The 18,616-nt window shown below is 74.0% G+C and carries 3 protein-coding genes; all 3 read left to right on the top strand.

Annotated features, from left to right (window positions below):
* Window positions 1–4,826 (top strand): SDR family NAD(P)-dependent oxidoreductase (locus tag ABD329_RS45285; RefSeq protein ID WP_344318012.1); only part of this gene is annotated, 4,826 nt, incomplete at its 5' end.
* 42 nt (window positions 4,827–4,868) lie between these two features.
* A complete protein-coding gene (locus tag ABD329_RS45280) occupies window positions 4,869–17,168 on the top strand; it encodes an SDR family NAD(P)-dependent oxidoreductase (RefSeq protein WP_344318011.1) in 12,300 nt (4,099 codons plus the stop codon).
* 16 nt (window positions 17,169–17,184) lie between these two features.
* Window positions 17,185–18,616: type I polyketide synthase (locus tag ABD329_RS45275; RefSeq protein WP_344318010.1), on the top strand; the 1,432-nt coding region annotated here is incomplete at its 3' end.

Below are 18,616 nucleotides of genomic sequence, written 5' to 3'. Positions count from 1 at the left end.
TGGTGCAGCCGGTGTTGTGGGCGGTGATGGTGTCGTTGGCGGCGGTGTGGGCGGGGTATGGGGTGCGTCCTGCGGCGGTGGTGGGTCATAGCCAGGGGGAGATCGCGGCGGCTGTTGTCGCGGGTGCGCTGTCCCTGGAGGACGGTGCGAAGGTCGTGGCTTTGCGGAGCAAGGTGTTGCGGCGGTTGGCCGGTGGTGGGGCGATGGCGTCGCTCGGCCTGGGTGAGGAGCGGGCGGGGCGGTTGCTGTCGCAGCTCGGTGATCGGGCCGTTGGTGTGGGGGTGGCGGCTGTCAACGGGCCGTCCTCGACGGTGGTGTCGGGTCCGCCGGAGCAGGTGGCCGTTGTGGTGGCCGGGTGTCAGGAGGTGGGGGAGCGGGCGCGGCTGATCGAGGTGGACTATGCCTCGCACGGCCCTCAGGTGGAGGAGATCCGCGAGGAGTTGACGCGGGTGCTGGAGGGCGTCCGTCCGCTCGATTCGTCCGGCTCGGGCACGGCGTTCTACTCGACCGTGACGGGCGGCCGTGCCGTCACCACCGACCTGGACGCCGCCTACTGGGTGCGGAATCTGCGGGCGCGGGTGCGGTTCGCCGATGCTGTCGAGGCGTTGCTGGCCGACGGGCATCGGGTGTTCATCGAGTCCAGTACGCACCCCGTGCTGCTCCTCGGTTTGCAGGAGACGTTCGAGTGGGCGGGTGTGGACGCGGTCGCGGTACCGACCCTGCGTCGCGATCACGGTGGTCAGGCCCAGCTCCTCCACTCCCTCGCCCAGGCGTTCACCGCCGGGGTCGACGTCGACTGGAAGGCCGTGTTCCCGGCCGACCCCACCCCTCGTACGGTCGATCTGCCCACGTACGCCTTCCAGCACCAGCGCTACTGGCTCGACGGTCTCAGCGGCCGGGGTGCCGACCCCGCCGACCTCGGACTGGTGGCCGCGGGCCATCCGCTGCTGAGCGCCGCCGTGGAGCTCGCCGACGACCAGGGCCATCTGCTGACGGGACGGCTCTCGGCGCAGTCCCATGGCTGGCTCGCGGACCACGTGGTGGCGGGCGCGGTACTGGTGCCCGGGACGGCCTTGGTCGAGTGGGCGCTGCGGGCGGCCGACGAGGTCGGCTGCGGTGGGGTCGAGGAGCTGGCGCTCCAGGTACCGCTCGTGCTGCCGCCCAGCGGCGGGCTGCGCCTGCAAGTGGTCGTCGGCGGGCCGGGCGCCGATGGCCGACGCGATGTGCGGATGTACTCGCGCCCCGACGACGGCGCCGACACGGCGGCCGGGTGGGTGTGCCATGCGGAGGGCGTGCTGAGCCCGCCTCCCGATGGCTCCACGCCAGTGGAGGAGTTGGGCGGGGCATGGCCACCGGCGGATGCGAAGCCGATCGACCCCGTGGACTTCTACGAGCACATCGCCGCGTCGGGGTACGCGTACGGCCCGGCCTTCCAGGGGCTGCGCGCCGTGTGGCGGGACGGTGCGGACCTGTTGGCCGAGGTGGCGCTGCCCGAGGCCGCGGGGGAGCGGACGGGGTTCGGCATCCACCCGGCGCTGCTGGACGCCGCCCTGCACCCCGTTCTGCTGACCGATGGGTCGCCGAGCGACGCGGAGTCGCCCGATGGCCGGGTGTGGCTGCCGTTCACCTGGAACGGGGTGTCGCTGTGGGCGGCCGGGGCGAGCACGGTACGGGTGCGGATCTCTCCGTACGAGCCGGGCGCGGAGCGGGAACGTACGCTGCGGGTGACCGTGGCGGACGCCCTGGGCGCCCCGGTGCTGAGCGCGGACGCGGTGGTGCTGCGGTCCGCCGACGCCGATCAGCTCCGTACGGCCCAACGGCCGGGCGTGGACGGACTGTTCGTCATGGACTGGGCCCCCTTGCCGGTTCCCGCGCCGCCCAACGGCGACGGGCGGTCCGCGGATCACGCGGCCGATGACACCCACTGGGTGGTTCTGGGGCCCCAGGACCGGGCTCCGGCCGGGTCCGCCGCCGTATGCCATCCGGATCCGCAGGCGTTGATCAGCGCGCTCGACACGGGCGCCCCCGCCCCCGCCGTCGCCTTGGCACTCGAACCCGCCGAGGCGGTCCCTGCCCGAGATGGCGGGATGGCGGCCGACGGGCTGGCCTCGGCGCGGCGGGTCCTGGAGCTGTTGCAGGGCTGGCTGGCCGAGCCGCGCCTGGCCGAGGCCCGGTTGGTGGTGATGACGCGTGGCGCCGTCGCGACCGACGACGACCCGGGTGGCATCGACCCCGTGGCCGGGAGCGTGGATGCGGCGGGCGCCGCGGTCTGGGGTCTGGTGCGCAGCGCACAGGCCGAGAACCCGGGTCGTTTCCTGCTGCTCGACCTCGACCCCCACACCGAGGTGTCCGCCGACCTCGTGACCGATGCCGTGGCGCGCGCCATCGAGATGGACGAGTCACAGCTGGCCCTGCGCGCGGGGCGGGCACTGATGCCCCGGCTGGTGCGCGCCGCGCCGAGCGCGGGACTGGTGGCCCCGACGGGACAGTCCGCGTGGCGGGTCGGGCTCGATGGCGCCGGGACGGTGGACGGCGTACGGCCGGTGGCGTGCCCGGAGGTTCTGGACCCTCTGCGGGAGGGCCGGGTGCGGATCGATGTCCACGCGGCGGGCGTCAACTTCCGCGACGCGCTGATGGTGTTGGGGATGTACCCCGGGGATGCGGTGTTCGGCGGCAGCGAGGGCGCCGGTGTGGTGCGGGAGGTCGGACCGGGCGTGACCGGTCTCGCCGTGGGCGACCGGGTGATGGGCCTGTTCGAGGGCGCGTTCGGCCCGCTGGCCGTCGCGGACGCCCGTACGGTCGTACCCATCCCCGAAGGCTGGACCTTCCGGCAGGCGGCCGCCGCTCCCGTTGTGTTCCTCACCGCCTGGTACGGGCTCGTGGAGCTGGGCGGGCTCCAGGCGGGCGAGCGGGTGCTGATCCATGCCGCGACCGGCGGGGTGGGGACGGCCGCCGTGCGCATCGCCCGGCATCTCGGCGCGGAGGTCTACGCGACGGCGAGCCCGGCGAAGCACGGGGTCCTGGAGGCGATGGGCATTGACCACGCCCACCGGGCCTCGTCGCGCGACCCGGAGTTCGAGGAGGCGTTTCATGAGGCCACCGGTGGCCGGGGCGTCGATGTGGTGCTCAACAGCCTCGCCGGTGAGTTCGTGGACGCCTCGCTCCGCCTTCTCCACGAGGGCGGCAGGTTTCTGGAGATGGGCAAGACCGACATCCGCGACCCGGAGCGGATCGCGGCCGAGCACCCCGGTGTCCGCTACCACGCGTACGACCTGATCGCCGACGCCGGTCCGGACTGTATCGGCGAAATGCTGCGTGAGATGGGCGAGTTGTTCGCCTCCGGTGTGCTGGAGCCACCTCCGGTACGGGCGTGGCCGCTCGGCCGGGCGCGTGCGGCGCTGCGCCATCTCAGCCAGGCCAAGCACACCGGCAAGCTGGTCTTGGATGTCCCCGCCCCGGTGGACCCGGACGGCACCGTGCTCATCACCGGTGGCACCGGCACCCTCGGCGCACACGTCGCCGAGCACCTCGTCCGTACCCGGAACATCCGCCATCTGCTGCTGGTGAGCCGCGGCGGCCCGGACGCGCCCGGGGCGAAGGAGCTGACGGCACGGCTCGCCGACCTGGGCGCCGACGTACACGTCGCCGCGTGCGATATCGGCGACGCCGCCCAGGTGGCCGCGGTCCTCGCGGGCATCGACCCGGCGCACCCGCTGACCGGTGTCGTGCACGCGGCGGGGGCGCTGGACGACGCGATGCTCCCCTCGCAGGATCCGAAGCGGCTGGCGCGGGCCTGGGCGGCGAAGGCCGCGGCGGCGGCCCATCTGCACACCGCCACCGCGCATCTGCGGCTGGGCATGTTCGTCCTGTTCTCCTCCTTCGCCTCCGATCTCGGCACCCCCGGCCAGGCCAACTACGCCGCGGCCAACGCGTTTTGCGACGCCCTGGCCACCCGCCGCCAGGCGGCCGGGCTTCCCGGGCTGTCGGTGGCATGGGGACTCTGGGCAGCCACCAGCGACCTGACCGCGCGGCTTGCCGACGCCGATCTGGCCCGGATCGGCCGTCTGGGCATCAAAGCCAACAGCACCGAGGAGGGGCTGGCGTTGCTGGACGCGGCCTGCCACCACGGCCATCCGCATCTGCTGGCGCTCCACCTGGACACCGGCTCCCTCGCCGCCCAGGCCCCGGGCACCCTTCCCACCCCCCTGCGGGCCCTCGCCACCGTCGGTGGCAGCGGGCGGGCCCGGCCCACGGCGGCCACCGGCGGACAGAACACCGACTGGGCGGGCCGGCTCAGGGGGCTGCCGTCCACCGAACAGCACCGGCTGCTGCTCAACCTGGTGCGCACCCAGGCGGCCACCGTGCTCGGCCACGCCGATCCGGGTGTGGTGCAGCCGGACGCGTCGTTCAAGGAACTCGGCTTCGACTCGCTGACCGCCGTGGAGCTGCGCAACCGGCTGGCCGCCGCCACCGGGCTGCGGCTGCCCGCGGCCCTCGTCTTCGACCACCCGGAGGCGGCGGTGCTCGCCGAGCATCTGCGCCAGGAGCTCTCACCGGACGGTGCGCCGGGCGCCCCGGGCCCCGATGTATCGCGGCCCCACCCCGTCCTGAACGAGCTGGTCAGGCTGGAGAACAGCCTGTCGGTCGTCGGCGTCGAGGACGTGGACCCCGATGCGGTCACCGCCCGGCTGGAGACCTTGCTGTCCAAGTGGAAGGCGATGTGCTCGTCCGCGCGGTCGGACGACGGCAATGCCGTGGAGCGGTTGCAGGTGGCGACCGCCGATCAGGTTCTGGATTTCATCGACAACGAACTTGGCCTGTCATGAACAACGTGGCGCGCCCTTTCGCTGAAGGCCGGGTGATCCTCCGTGACGCACGCTAATGAAGAGAAGCTGGTCGACTATCTGAGGCGAGTGGCAGGCGATCTGCACGAAACGCGTCAGCGGCTGCGCGAGCTGGAGGACCGCTCCCAGGAGCCGGTGGCCGTGATCGGCATGGCCTGCCGCTACCCCGGCGGGGTGGACACGCCCGAGGCGCTGTGGCGGCTCCTGGCCTCCGGCGCGCATGCGATGGGGGAGTTCCCCGACGACCGGGGCTGGGACCTGGAAGGGCTGTTCCACCCGGACCCGGACCATCCCGGCACCAGCCACGCCCGCGAGGGCGGCTTCCTCTACGACGCCGACCGCTTCGACCCCGAGTTCTTCGGGATCAGCCCGCGCGAGGCGCTGGCCATCGACCCGCAGCAGCGGCTGCTGCTCGAGGTGTCCTGGGAGCTCCTCGAACGCGCCGGAATCGACCCGGTCTCGCTGAAGGGCACCTCGACGGGCGTGTACGCCGGGACCGCGCTGCCCGGCTTCGGCACCCCGCACATCGAGAAGAGCGCCGAGGGCTATCTGGTGACGGGCAACGCGCCCAGTGTGCTCTCCGGCCGGGTGGCGTACACCCTCGGCCTGGAGGGGCCGGCCGTCACGGTGGACACGGCGTGCTCGTCCTCGCTGGTCTCGATGCACCTGGCCGGTCAGGCGCTGCGGCAGGGCGAGTGCACCCTGGCCCTGGCCGGCGGGGTGACGGTGATGGCCATCCCGAACGTCTTCACCGAGTTCTCCCGGCAGCGCGGGCTGGCCCCCGACGGCCGGTGCAAGGCGTTCTCCGCCGACGCCGACGGCACCGCCTTCTCCGAGGGCGTGGGCCTGGTGCTGCTGGAGCGGCTGTCAGACGCCCGGCGCAACGGCCACCGGGTGCTGGCCGTGATCCGGGGCTCGGCCATCAACCAGGACGGCGCCTCCAACGGTCTGACCGCGCCCAACGGGCCCTCCCAACAGCGCGTCATCCTCCAGGCACTGGCGAACGCACGGCTGTCCCCGGCCGAGGTGGACGCGGTGGAGGCGCACGGCACCGGAACCCGCCTCGGCGATCCCATCGAGGCCCATGCGCTGCTCGCCACCTACGGCCGGGACCGGACCGAGGACCGGCCGCTGTGGCTGGGATCGGTCAAGTCCAACATCGGACACACCCAGGGCGCCGCGGGCGTGGCCGGTGTCATCAAGATGATCATGGCGATGCGGCATGAGGCGCTGCCCGCCACCTTGAACGTCAACGAGCCCACGCCCCACGTGGCCTGGGACACCGGCGCCGTACGTCTGCTCACCGAAGCCGTCGGATGGCCGCGGGGCGAGCGGCCCCGCCGGGCCGCGGTGTCCTCCTTCGGCATCTCCGGGACCAACGCCCATCTGCTGCTCGAACAGCCACCCGCCGACGAGCCCGTCACGTCGGACGGGGCCCCGGAGCCGACTGCCGCGGACACGGCGACGCCGGGCCGCCGCGTGGTGCCCTGGGCGGTGTCCGCCCGCACCGGCCAGGCGTTACGGGACCAGGCCGAGGCGCTGGCCGCCCATCTCACCGCTCACCCCGCGCTGCCCGTGGCCGATGTGGGCTGGTCGCTGGCCCGCACTCGCTCGGCCTTCGAACACCGGGCCGTGGCCATCGGCGAGGACCGCGACGAACTGCTGGCCGCCGTGCGGGCGCTGGCCGACGACCAGAGCCACCCCGGGCTGATCCGGGCCACGGCGCCGACCCGCTCCGGCGGCACCGCCTTCATGTTCACGGGACAGGGCAGCCAGCGGCCCGGTATGGGCCGCGAGCTGTACCGGACGTTCGAGGTGTTCGCCGCCACCCTGGACGAGGTCTGCGCCCATCTCGATCCGCTGCCCGGCCGGCCGCTGCGCGAGATCCTCTTCGCGGCGGAGGACACCGAGCAGGCGCGGGCCCTGCACGGCACCGGGGTGACCCAGGCGGCCCTCTTCGCCCTGGAGACCGCGCTCTTCCGGCTCGTCGAGTCGTTCGGCCTCACCCCCTCGTTCCTGACCGGACACTCCGTCGGCGAACTGGTGGCGGCTCATGTGGCGGGCGTGCTCTCCCTGCCGGACGCCTGCGAACTGGTGGCCGCTCGCGGCCGGTTGATGCAGGCGCTGCCGTCCGGCGGCGCGATGGCCGCCGTCGAAGCCACCGAGGAGCAGGTCCTCCCCCTGCTCGCGGGCCATGAGGACCGCGTGGCGCTCGCCGCGGTCAACGGCCCCACCTCGGTGGTCGTGTCCGGGGCCGCCGAAACCGTCGACGAGATCGCCCGCGCCCTGAAGGAACGGGGCCACCGCACCAAGCGGCTCCGGGTCAGCCACGCCTTCCACTCGCCCCTCCTGGCTCCCATGCTCGACGACTTCCGCGAGGTGGCGCGGCGGCTGACCTACCACGCCCCGCGCATCCCGGTGATCTCCAACGTCACCGGCCGGCAGGCCGACCCCGAGCAGCTCCGCGACCCCGAGTACTGGGTACGCCACGTCAGCGAGCCCGTGCGGTTCCACGACGGGCTGCGCACCCTGCACCGCGAAGGCGTGACGCGCTACCTCGAACTCGGCCCGGACGCCGTCCTCACCACCATGGCCCAGGACGCCCTGGCCGCCGACACCTCCGGCACCTCCGACACCGCCGACACCTCCGGCACCTCCGACACCCCGGACACCGCGCCCGTGTTCGTCACCGCCCTGCGCCCGGGCCGCGACGAGCCCCGTACGCTGCTGACGGCGCTCGCCCTGACGCACATCGACGGCGGCACGGTCGACTTCGCCGCCGCACTCCCCGAGGACGCGGGCCGTGTGGACCTGCCCACCTACCGGTTCCAGCGGCAGCGGTACTGGCGGCCCGTCCCGAACGCCACCGCCGACGTACGCGCCGTCGGCCTCGGCGCCACCGGGCACCCCCTGCTCCAGGCCGCCGTGGAGACGCCCGACGGCGGGCTGCTGCTCACCGGACGGCTGTCCGCGCAGACCCACGCCTGGCTCGCCGACCACACCATCGCGGGCAGCGTCCCCCTGCCCGGTACGGCCCTGCTGGAGCTGGCCCTTCTCGCCGCCGCGCACACCGGATGCGAGCTGATCGACGACCTCACCCTGGAAACCCCGCTGATCCTGCCCGCCTCCGGCGCGGTACGGATCCAGCTCGCCGTCACCGCGCCCGACGAGGCCGGACGACGGACCGTCACCATCGCCTCGCGCCCGGCCGACGAGGGCGGCGACAGCCTGGACGCCCCGGCCGCCTGGCGCCACCACGCCACCGGCCTGCTGACCGACGCGACCACGCCACCGCCCGCCGACGAATCGTCGGCCACGGCCTGGCCACCGGCCGGGGCCGCCCCGGTGGACGTGGCGGACCTGTATGAGCGCCTGGCCGCGCGGGGGTACGCCTACGGGACCGCTTTCCGGGGTCTGCACTCCGCGTGGCGGCTGGGCGAGGAGATGTTCGCCGAGGTACGGCTGGGCCCCGAACAGCGCGGTGAGGCCGACGGCTACGGGCTGCACCCGGCCCTGCTCGACAGCGCCCTGCACCCGGTGGAGGAGCTCTTCGGCGGCACCGGCGGCACCGGCGGCACCGGCGGCACCGGCGGCACCAGCGGCTCTGGCGGCACCGGCGGCTCTGGCGGCACCGGCGGCTCTGGCGGTTTCGGCGACGACCACGCGCCGGGCAGCGCCGAGGGGTCCGTCCGGCTGCCGTTCTCCTTCGGCGGGGTGCGGCTCTTCGCCACCGGCGCCACCCGGCTGCGCGTACGCATCACCCCCACCGCCCCGGACACCATCACCCTGAGGCTGACCGACGACCACGGCGCGCCCGTGGCCACCATCGACGCCCTCGGGCTGCGGGAGGTCTCCGCCGACCGCTGGCGCTCGGCCCGCGCCGCCACGGCCGACGCCCCGCTGTACCGCCTGGACTGGCAGCCGTATCCGGTCGCCGCCGCCACCGCCACCGCCACCGCCACCGACACCGCCACCCCCATCGACACCGACACCGGCACCGGCACCGCCCCGCCCTCGGCGAGTTGGGCGCTCGTCGGATCCCAGGACCCGGACCCGGCCCTCCCGTCCCATCCGGACCTGGCCGCCCTGCGGGCCACTCTCGACGGCGGACGGCCCGCCCCCGACATCGTCGTCCTCGAATGCCACGGCGCACCGGACACCTCATCACACCCCGACGAGACGCCCGCCCGCGTACGCGCGGTGCTCCATCACATCCTCGACGACCTGCGCACCTGGCTGACCGACGAGCGGTTCAGCGGAACCCGGCTGGTCATCGCCACCCATGGCGCCGTCGCCACCGGCCCCGGGGACGGGCCCGCGGACCTGACCACCGCGCCCGTATGGGGCCTGGTCCGCGCCGCCCAGGCCGAACACCCCGAGCGCGTCCTCCTGCTCGACCTGGACGACGATCCCGCGTCGCGCGATGTCCTGCGCACCGTCCTCCCGGCCGCCGTCGCCGCTGCCGAATCCGAGGTGGCGGTGCGGGCGGGAACGGCCCGTGTGCCCCGTCTGGTCGCCGTCCGCCCCGGCCAGGACACCCCGCCCCGCGCCCTCGACCCGGACGGCACCGCACTGATCACCGGTGGCACCGGAGCGCTGGGCCGGCTGGTGGCCCGCCATCTGGTCACCGCACACGGCGCCCGCCATCTGCTGCTGGTCAGCCGGCGCGGTGGCATCACGGAGGACATCGACGCGTTCGCGGACGAACTGACCGCGCTGGGTGCGGCGGACGTACGCGTCACCGCGTGTGACGCCGCCGACCCCGAGGCGCTGGCCGCCCTGCTCGCCACCGTCCCCGAAGCCCATCCGCTGACGGCCGTCGTGCACGCCGCGGGGGTGCTCGACGACGGTGTGGTCACCGCCATGACCCCCGGGCAACTCGACACCGTCCTCGCCCCGAAGCTGGATGCCGCATGGCATCTGCACCGGCTGACCCGGGACCTGGATCCGGTCGCGTTCGTGATGTTCTCCTCCGCCGCCTCCATCATGGGCAACGGTGGCCAGGCCAACTACGCCGCGGCCAATATGTTCCTCAACGCCCTCGCCGAACACCGCCGCGCCGAAGGGCGGACGGCCCACGCGCTGGCCTGGGGGCTGATGGCGTCCGCCGGTGGCATGACCGGCCACCTGGACGACGCGGACCTCGCCCGGATGGCCCGCTCCGGCATCGCCGCCGTCTCCAACGAGCAGGCGCTGACGCTGCTCGACACGGCGCTCACCACCGACCACCCCACGCTCGTCCCCGCGGGCTTCGACCTCGCGGCGCTGCGTACCCGGGCCGCCGCCGGGCCGCTTCCGCCCGTGCTGCGACGGCTGGTGCACGTCCCCACACGGGCCGCGCGGAACACCGGGGCGGGCTCCTTGTCCGGGCGGCTGGCCGGGTTGTCCACCGCGGAGCAGGACCGGCTCATCGGAGAGCTGGTGCGCGACCAGGTGGCCACGGTGCTCGCCCATCCCGCACCGGAGGCCATCGATCTGGGCAGGGCCTTCCAGGACCTTGGCTTCGACTCGCTCACCGCACTTGACCTGCGCAACCGGCTCAACGCGGCCACCGGCACCCGGATCCCGGCCACCGTCATCTTCGACTATCCGACCCCCGACGCCCTGGTGCGCTTCCTGCGGGAGCGACTGGTCGGCGCACCGGCCGGGACACGGCTCCCGGCGACGGCAGCCGCCGTGGCCACCGACGACGACCCGATCGCCATCGTCGGCATGGCCTGCCGCTATCCGGGCGGCGTCGGCTCCCCCGAGGAGCTGTGGCGGCTGGTGGCCGAGGGCGTCGACGCGATCGGGGAGTTCCCCGGGGACCGCGGCTGGGACCTCGGGGGCCTCTTCGACCCCGATCCGGACCACACCGGCACCAGCTACGCCCGCGAGGGCGGATTCCTCCACGAGGCACCGCGGTTCGACGCCGAGTTCTTCGGGATCTCACCCCGCGAGGCGTTGGCCACCGACCCCCAGCAGCGGCTGCTGCTGGAGACGGCGTGGCAGGCGTTCGAGAGCGCGGGCATCGACCCGGTGAGCCTGCGGGGCAGCGCCGGCGCGGTGATCACCGGCGTCATGTACGACGACTACGGCAGCCGCTTCCTGGGCCGCACCCCGGAGGGCGTCGAGGGCCGGCTGATGACCGGCAGCACACCGAGCATCGCCTCCGGCCGGGTGGCGTTCACCTTCGGCCTGGAGGGGCCCGCGGTGACGGTGGACACGGCGTGTTCGTCGTCGCTGGTGGCCATGCATCTCGCCGGCCAGGCCCTGCGGCAGGGGGAGTGCACCCTGGCCCTGGCCGGTGGCGTCACGGTGATGGCCACACCGAACACTTTCGTGGAGTTCTCGCGGCAGCGCGGACTGGCCCCGGACGGCCGCTGCAAGCCGTTCGCCGCGGCGGCCGACGGCACCGGCTGGGGCGAGGGCATCGGCCTGCTCGTCCTGGAGCGGCTGTCGGACGCCCGCCGCAACGGCCGTGAGGTGCTGGCGGTGATCCGCGGGTCGGCGGTCAACCAGGACGGCGCGTCCAACGGTCTGACCGCGCCGAACGGGCCCTCCCAACAGCGGGTGATCCGCCAGGCCCTGGCCACCGCACGGCTCTCCCCGGCGGACGTCGACGTGGTCGAGGCGCACGGCACGGGCACCACGCTCGGCGATCCCATCGAGGCCCAGGCGCTGCTGGCCACGTACGGGCGGGAGCGGCCGGAGGGCCGTCCGCTGTGGCTCGGCTCCATCAAGTCCAACATCGGTCATACACAGGCCGCAGCGGGCGTGGCGGGTGTGATCAAGATGGTGATGGCGATGCGCCACGGCCTGCTGCCCGCCTCGCTCCACATCGACGCGCCCAGCCCGCATGTGGACTGGGACGACGGCGGAGTGCGGCTGCTGACTAAGGCGGTCGAGTGGCCGATGGACGAGCGCCCGCGCCGGGCCGGTGTGTCGTCCTTCGGCATCAGCGGCACCAACGCCCATGTGATCCTCGAACAGGTCCCCCACCAGCGTACGGAGTCCGAGACCGAGTCCGATGGCCCCCGGGCGGTGCCCTGGGTGCTGTCCGCGCGGGGCGCGGGCGCCCTCCGGGACCAGGCGCGGGCGCTGTGCGGGCGGCTGACCACCGGCCCCGCTGCCTCGCCCGTCGAGGTGGGCTGGTCCCTCATCCGTTCCCGTACCCTCTTCGACCACCGTGCCGTGGTGGTCGGCGAGAGCCACGCGGAACTGATGGCGGCCGTCGAGGCGCTGGCGGGCGACGAGACACACCCGGGCGTCGTCCACACCGGCACGGCCGCCACCACGGGCGGCGCGGGCCCGGTGCTGGTCTTCCCGGGCCAGGGCTCGCAGTGGATCGGGATGGGCGCCGGACTGCTGGACGCCTCACCGGTGTTCGCCGCCCGGGTGGCCGAGTGCGAACGAGCCCTCGCGCCCCACGTCGACTGGTCGCTGACCAATGTGCTGCGCGGTGTGGACGGTGCGGGCGATCTGAGCCGGGTGGATGTGGTGCAGCCGGTGCTCTGGGCGGTGATGGTGTCCCTGGCCGCGGTATGGGCGGGCCATGGGGTGCGGCCCGCCGCCGTGGTGGGCCACAGCCAGGGCGAGATCGCCGCCGCCTGCGTGGCCGGGGCGCTGACCTTGGAGGACGGCGCCCGGATCGTGGCCCTGCGCAGCCGGGCGCTGCGCCAACTGGCCGGTGGCGGGGCCATGGCCTCCCTCGGCGTGGGCCAGGGGCGGGCCACGGATCTGCTGTCCGGGCTCGGCGACCGCGCCACCGACGTGGTCGTGGCCGCCGTGAACGGCCCCGCCTCCACGGTGGTGTCCGGCCCGCCGGAGCAGGTGGCCGCGGCCGTGGCGGCCTGCCGTGACACCGGGGAACGGGCCAGGATGATCGAGGTGGACTATGCCTCGCACAGCCCCCAGGTCGATGAGATCGCCGACGAACTCACCGAGCTGCTCGGGGGAGTCGAGCCGGTTGGGGCGCCCGGAACCTCCGGGGCGGTGTTCTACTCCACCGTCACCGGTGCCCGTGCCGACGGCTCCGTGCTGGACACGGGCTACTGGGTGCGGAATCTGCGGGAGCCGGTGCGGTTCGCCGAGGCGATCCAGGCGCTGCTGGCCGATGGCCACCGGGTGTTCATCGAGGCCAGCACCCACCCCGTCCTCACGGTGGGCATGCAGGAGAGCTTCGAGGAGGCGGGCGTCCCCGCCGCCACCGTCCCCACCCTGCGCCGGGACCACGGCGATCTCGCCCAGCTGGTGCGGTCGCTGGCCCAGGCGTTCACCGCGGGCGCCGACGTCGACTGGACCACCCTGTTCCCCACCGACCCCGCGCCCCGCACCGTACCGCTGCCCACCTACGCCTTCCAGCGCGAGCGCTACTGGCTCGAGGGCACCCCGGGCCGGGGTGGCGACCCCACCGACCTCGGCCTGGTCTCCGCGGACCACCCGTTGCTCGGCGCGGCCGTGGAGCTCGCCGACGGCAGCACCCATCTGCTCACCGGACGGCTGACGGCCGGTGGCGGCGAGGGCTGGCTCGGCGAACACGTGGTGGCCGGCGCCCGGCTGGTCCCGGGCGCGGCGCAGGTCGAATGGGCGCTGCGGGCCGCCGACGAGGCGGGCTGCGGCACGGTGGAGGAGCTCGCCCTCCAGGTTCCGCTCGTCCTCCCCGACAGCGGCGGGCTGCGCGTCCAGGTGGTGGTGGGCGAGGCCGCCGACGACGGACGCCGCGACGTACGGGTGTACTCCCGGCCCGACCGCGACGCCGAGACCACCGCGGACCCGGTGTGGGTGTGCCATGCGGTCGGCGTACTCGGCCCCCACGGCGAACCGGCACCCCAGCCCCCCGGGGCCTGGCCCCCGCCGAGCGCGGAGCCGGTGGACACGGACGGCTTCTACGAGCGTGCCGAGGCGGCCGGATACGGATACGGGCCCGCGTTCCAGGGCGTCCGCAACCTGTGGCGCGACGGTGCGGATGTGCTGGCCGAGGTGGCGCTGCCCGGAGCCGCGGGTGACCAGGCGGGGTTCGGCATCCACCCGGCCCTGCTGGACGCCGCGCTGCACCCGGCGTCCCTCCTCGACGGGACCGACCGGACCGACCGCTCGGACGAGCAGCATGGCGACGGCCAGGTGTGGTTGCCGTTCGCCTGGAACGGGGTGGCGCTGTGGGCCGCCGGAGCGACCACCGTACGCGTCCGGCTGACCCCGCGTGAGCAGAGCGCGGACGGCGAGCGGGCGCTGCGGATCACCGTGTCCGACGCCGTGGGCGACCCGGTCCTCACGGTCGACTCGCTGGTGCTGCGGCCCGCCCGTACGGATCAGCTGCGGACCGCGGGACGAGGCGCCGTGGAAGGGCTGTTCACCCTGGACTGGATCCCGCTCCCCGAGCCGGCGCCCGGCGCGGACACGGGCCTGCCACAGCCAGCGGCCGGGGACGGCGGCTGGGTGGCACTGGGCACCGAGGGTCTGGACTGGGCCACCTCGGGCGTGGTCCGCCATCCCGACCTGGAGTCGCTGGTGGCGGCGATCGACGCGGGGACCCCCGCACCCTCGGTGGCGCTGACCGCCGTACCTGCCTCGGCAACGGCGGTGGACATCGTGGCAGCGGAGGGCGATGCCCTGGCGGCCGTACGGCGGACCCTGGACCTGCTGCGGGGCTGGCTGGCCGAACCCCGGCTGGCGGGGAGCCGGTTGGTGGTGGTGACGCACGGCGCGGTCGCGGCCGGTGGCCCGGCGGCGGAGGACCCCGGCTCCGGGGCCGTGGACACGGCCGGTGCCGCCGTGTGGGGGCTGCTGCGCAGCGCACAGGCGGAGAACCCGGACCGGTTCATCCTGCTCGACCACGATCCGCACGGCGCGCCCGACCCCGACGAGATCGGCGCGGCGGTGCTGGACGGTGTGCTGAGGGCAGTCGCCCTGGACGAACCGCAGGTGGCGGTGGGCTCCGGCCGGGTGTGGGCCCCCCGTCTGCTGCGCGCGGGCGGCCCTGGCAGCGGCGGTCTGGTGGGCCCGGTGGCGCGGCCCGCGTGGCGGCTCGCCGTGGAGGGCGCGTCCACCGTGGACAATGTGTCCCCCGTGCCGTGTCCCGAGGTGCTCGAGCCACTGGGGCCGGGAGAGGTCCGGATCGCGGTGCACGCGGCGGGCATGAACTTCCGCGACGCGCTCATCGTCGTCGGGATGTACCCCGGGGGCGGGGTGTTCCGCGGCAGCGAGGGCGCCGGAGTGGTCGTGGACATCGGCCCGGAGGTGACCGGGCTCGCGGTGGGCGACCGGGTCATGGGCCTGTTCGAGGGCGCGTTCGGCCCCTTGGCGGTGGCGGACGCGCGCATGGTCGTGCCGATCCCCGACGGCTGGAGCTTCCGGCAGGCGGCCGCCGTACCGGTGGTGTTCCTCACCGCCTGGTACGGGCTGGTGGACCTGGCCGGGCTGCGAAACGGCGAAACGGTGCTGATCCACGCCGCCACCGGTGGCGTCGGCATGGCGGCGGTGCAGATCGCCCGCCACCTGGGCGCCGAGGTGTATGCCACGGCGAGCCCCGGGAAGCACGGGGTGCTGGAGGAGATGGGCATCGATGCGGCGCATCGGGCCTCGTCGCGCGACGTGGACTTCGAGGAGACCTTCCGCGAGGCCACCGGCGGACGTGGTGTCGATGTGGTGCTCAACAGCCTCGCCGGACCGTTCGTCGACGCCTCCCTTCGGCTGCTGGCCGACGGGGGCCGCCTCTCCGAGATGGGCAAGACCGACATCCGCGACCCGGAACGGCTCGCTGCCGTGCGCACGGGCGTCCGCTATCGCGCCTTCGACCTGGTCCCCGACGCCGGACCGGACCGCATCGGAGAGATGCTGGGCGAGTTGGGCGAGCTGTTCGCCGCCGGAGTGCTGCGACCGGCACCCGTACGGCCCTGGCCGCTCAGCCGGGCCCGGGACGCGCTACGGCAGCTGAGCCAGGCCAAGCACACCGGCAAGCTGGTGCTCGACGTACCCGCCGCGGTCGACCCGGACGGCACGGTCCTCATCACCGGTGGCACCGGCACCCTGGGCGCCCATATCGCCGAACGCCTCGTCCGCGCCTGGGGGATCGGCCATCTGCTGCTGGTGAGCAGGCGCGGGCCGGACGCTCCGGGCGCCCGCGACCTGGCCGCCCGGCTGGCGGAACTGGGCGCGCGGGTGCGCCTCGCGGCGGTCGACGTCACCGACGCCTCGGCGGTGGCGGAGCTGGTGGCGGGGGTCGACCCCGAACATCCGCTGACCGGAGTCATCCATGCCACCGGTGTGCTGGACGACGCGGTGGTCACCTCCCAGACCCCCGAACGGCTGGCGCGGGTCTGGACCGCCAAGGCCACGGCCGCGGCCCATCTGCACACGGCCACGGCCCATCTGCGACTCGGCATGTTTGTCCTCTTCTCCTCCGCCGCGGGCACACTCGGCAGCCCCGGACAGGCCAACTACGCCGCCGCCAACGCCTTTTGCGACGCGCTCGCCGCCCACCGCCGGGCCGCCGGGCTGCCGGGTGTCTCGATCGCCTGGGGCCTGTGGGCCGACGCCAGCGGCATGACCGGACACCTGGCCGAGGCGGACCTGGCCCGGATGTCCCGTACCGGCGTGGCCGCCCTCAGCACCCGGCACGGTCTGGCCCTGCTCGACGCCGCCGTCCAGCACGGCGGTGCCCATCTGGTCGCCGCCCAGGTGGACCCCCGCACCCTCGCCGGACTGTCCGCCGACAGCCTGCCCGCCACGCTGCGCGCACTAGCCGTCACGGGTCGCGGTGGCGGCGCCGGACGGCGCACCGCGGCGGCGGCCGGGGAGGGCAGGCAGGTCGACTGGGGCGCCCGGCTCGCGGGCCTGTCCACGGCCGAACGGCACCGACTCGTGCTCAACCTGGTCCGTGGCCACGCCGCCACGGTGCTCGGACACACCGATGTGGACGCCGTACAGGCCGAGGCCAGCTTCAAGGAGCTGGGCTTCGACTCACTGACCGCCGTCGAACTGCGCAACCGCCTCGCCGCCGCCACCGGTCTGCGCCTGCCCGCCGGAATGGTCTTCGACTACCCGGAAGCGGCCGTACTCGCCGACTACCTGCTGGAACGGCTGGCCCCCGGCGACGGGACCACACCGGGGCGGGACGCCGTCGACCCGGTCCTGGGCGAGCTGGCCAGGTTGGACACCACCCTGGCCGCCCTCGACACGGACGACGAGGGCAGGCAGCGGATCGCCAAACGGCTGGGCGCCCTGCTGGCGAAGTGGAACGGCGGCGGCGGATCCGGCGACTCGGCCGACCCGAGCGGCTTCGACGCCCTCGAAGCCGCCTCGGACGACGAGATGTTCGAGCTCATTGACCGTGAACTGCCCTGATGGAGGCGCGGAACTGATGTCGGGTACCGAAGAGAAGCTCCGCCAGTACCTCAAGAAGGTCACGGCCGATCTGGGGCAGACGCGTCGGCGACTGCGTGAGATGGAGGAGCGTGCCCAGGAGCCGGTGGCCATCGTCAGCATGGCCTGCCGGTTTCCCGGCGGGATCAGCTCGCCCGAGGACCTGTGGCAGCTGGTCGCCTCGCGCGGGGACGCGATCGGGGAGTTTCCGACGGACCGCGGCTGGGACCTGAACGGGCTGTTCCACCCGGACCCCGACCACTCCGGCACCAGCTATGTCCGCCACGGCGGATTCCTGGACCGGGCCGATGGCTTCGACGCCACCTTCTTCGGCATCAGCCCGCGCGAGGCCCTGGCGGCCGAACCCCAGCAGCGCCAACTGCTCGAAGTATCCTGGGAATTGCTCGAACGCGCCGGAATCGACCCCACCTCGCTGAAGGGCACCCCCACCGGGGTCTACGCGGGCGCCGGAATCCTCGGCTTCGGCACCCCGCAGATCGAGAAGAGCGCGGAAGGATATCTGCTCACCGGAAACACCCTGAGCGTCGTCTCCGGCCGGGTGGCCTTCACCCTCGGTCTGGAGGGGCCCGCGGTGACGGTGGACACGGCGTGTTCGTCGTCGCTGGTGGCGATGCATCTCGCCTGCCAGGCGCTGCGGCAGGGGGAGTGCACCCTGGCCCTGGCCGGTGGCGTGACCGTGATGACCACCCCGAACACCTTTGTGGAGTTCTCCCGCCAGCGCGGCCTGGCTCCCGACGGCCGCTGCAAGCCCTTCGCGGCCGCAGCGGACGGCACGGGCTTCTCGGAGGGCGTGGGACTCCTGCTGCTGGAGCGGCTCTCCGACGCCCAGCGCAACGGCCATCAAGTGCTGGCCGTGCTTCGGGGCTCGGCCATCAACCAGGACGGCGCGTCGAACGGGCTCACCGCGCCGAACGGCCCCTCCCAGCAGCGAGTGATCCGCCAGGCGCTGATCAACGCGCAGCTGTCGTCCGCCGAGGTGGACGCGGTGGAGGCCCATGGCACGGGCACCACGCTGGGCGACCCGATCGAGGCCGAGGCGCTGCTCGCCGCGTACGGCCGGGACCGGCCGGAGGACCGGCCGCTGTGGCTCGGCTCGCTGAAGTCCAACATCGGCCACACGCAGGGCGCGGCGGGTGTGGCCGGTGTCATCAAGATGGTAATGGCCCTCCGCCATCAACTGCTGCCCGCCACACTGCACGTCGACGAGCCGACCCCACACGCGGACTGGTCCGGCGGGACGGTGCGGCTGCTCACGGACCCGGTCGAGTGGCCGAGGAACGAGTGGCCGCGCCGGGCTGGGGTGTCCGCCTTTGGGATCAGTGGCACCAATGCGCATGTGATCGTGGAGCAGGCTCCTGAGGAGGGTGTGCCGACCGAGCGGGTGTCCTCGGACATGGGCACGGTGCCGT

It is taken from the genome of Streptomyces javensis (assembly GCF_039525925.1).
In the GTDB taxonomy this organism is placed as follows: Bacteria; Actinomycetota; Actinomycetes; order Streptomycetales; family Streptomycetaceae; genus Streptomyces; species Streptomyces asiaticus.
The sequence above is the reverse complement of the archived record's forward strand: the minus strand, read 5'-3'. Positions and strand labels throughout refer to the sequence as shown.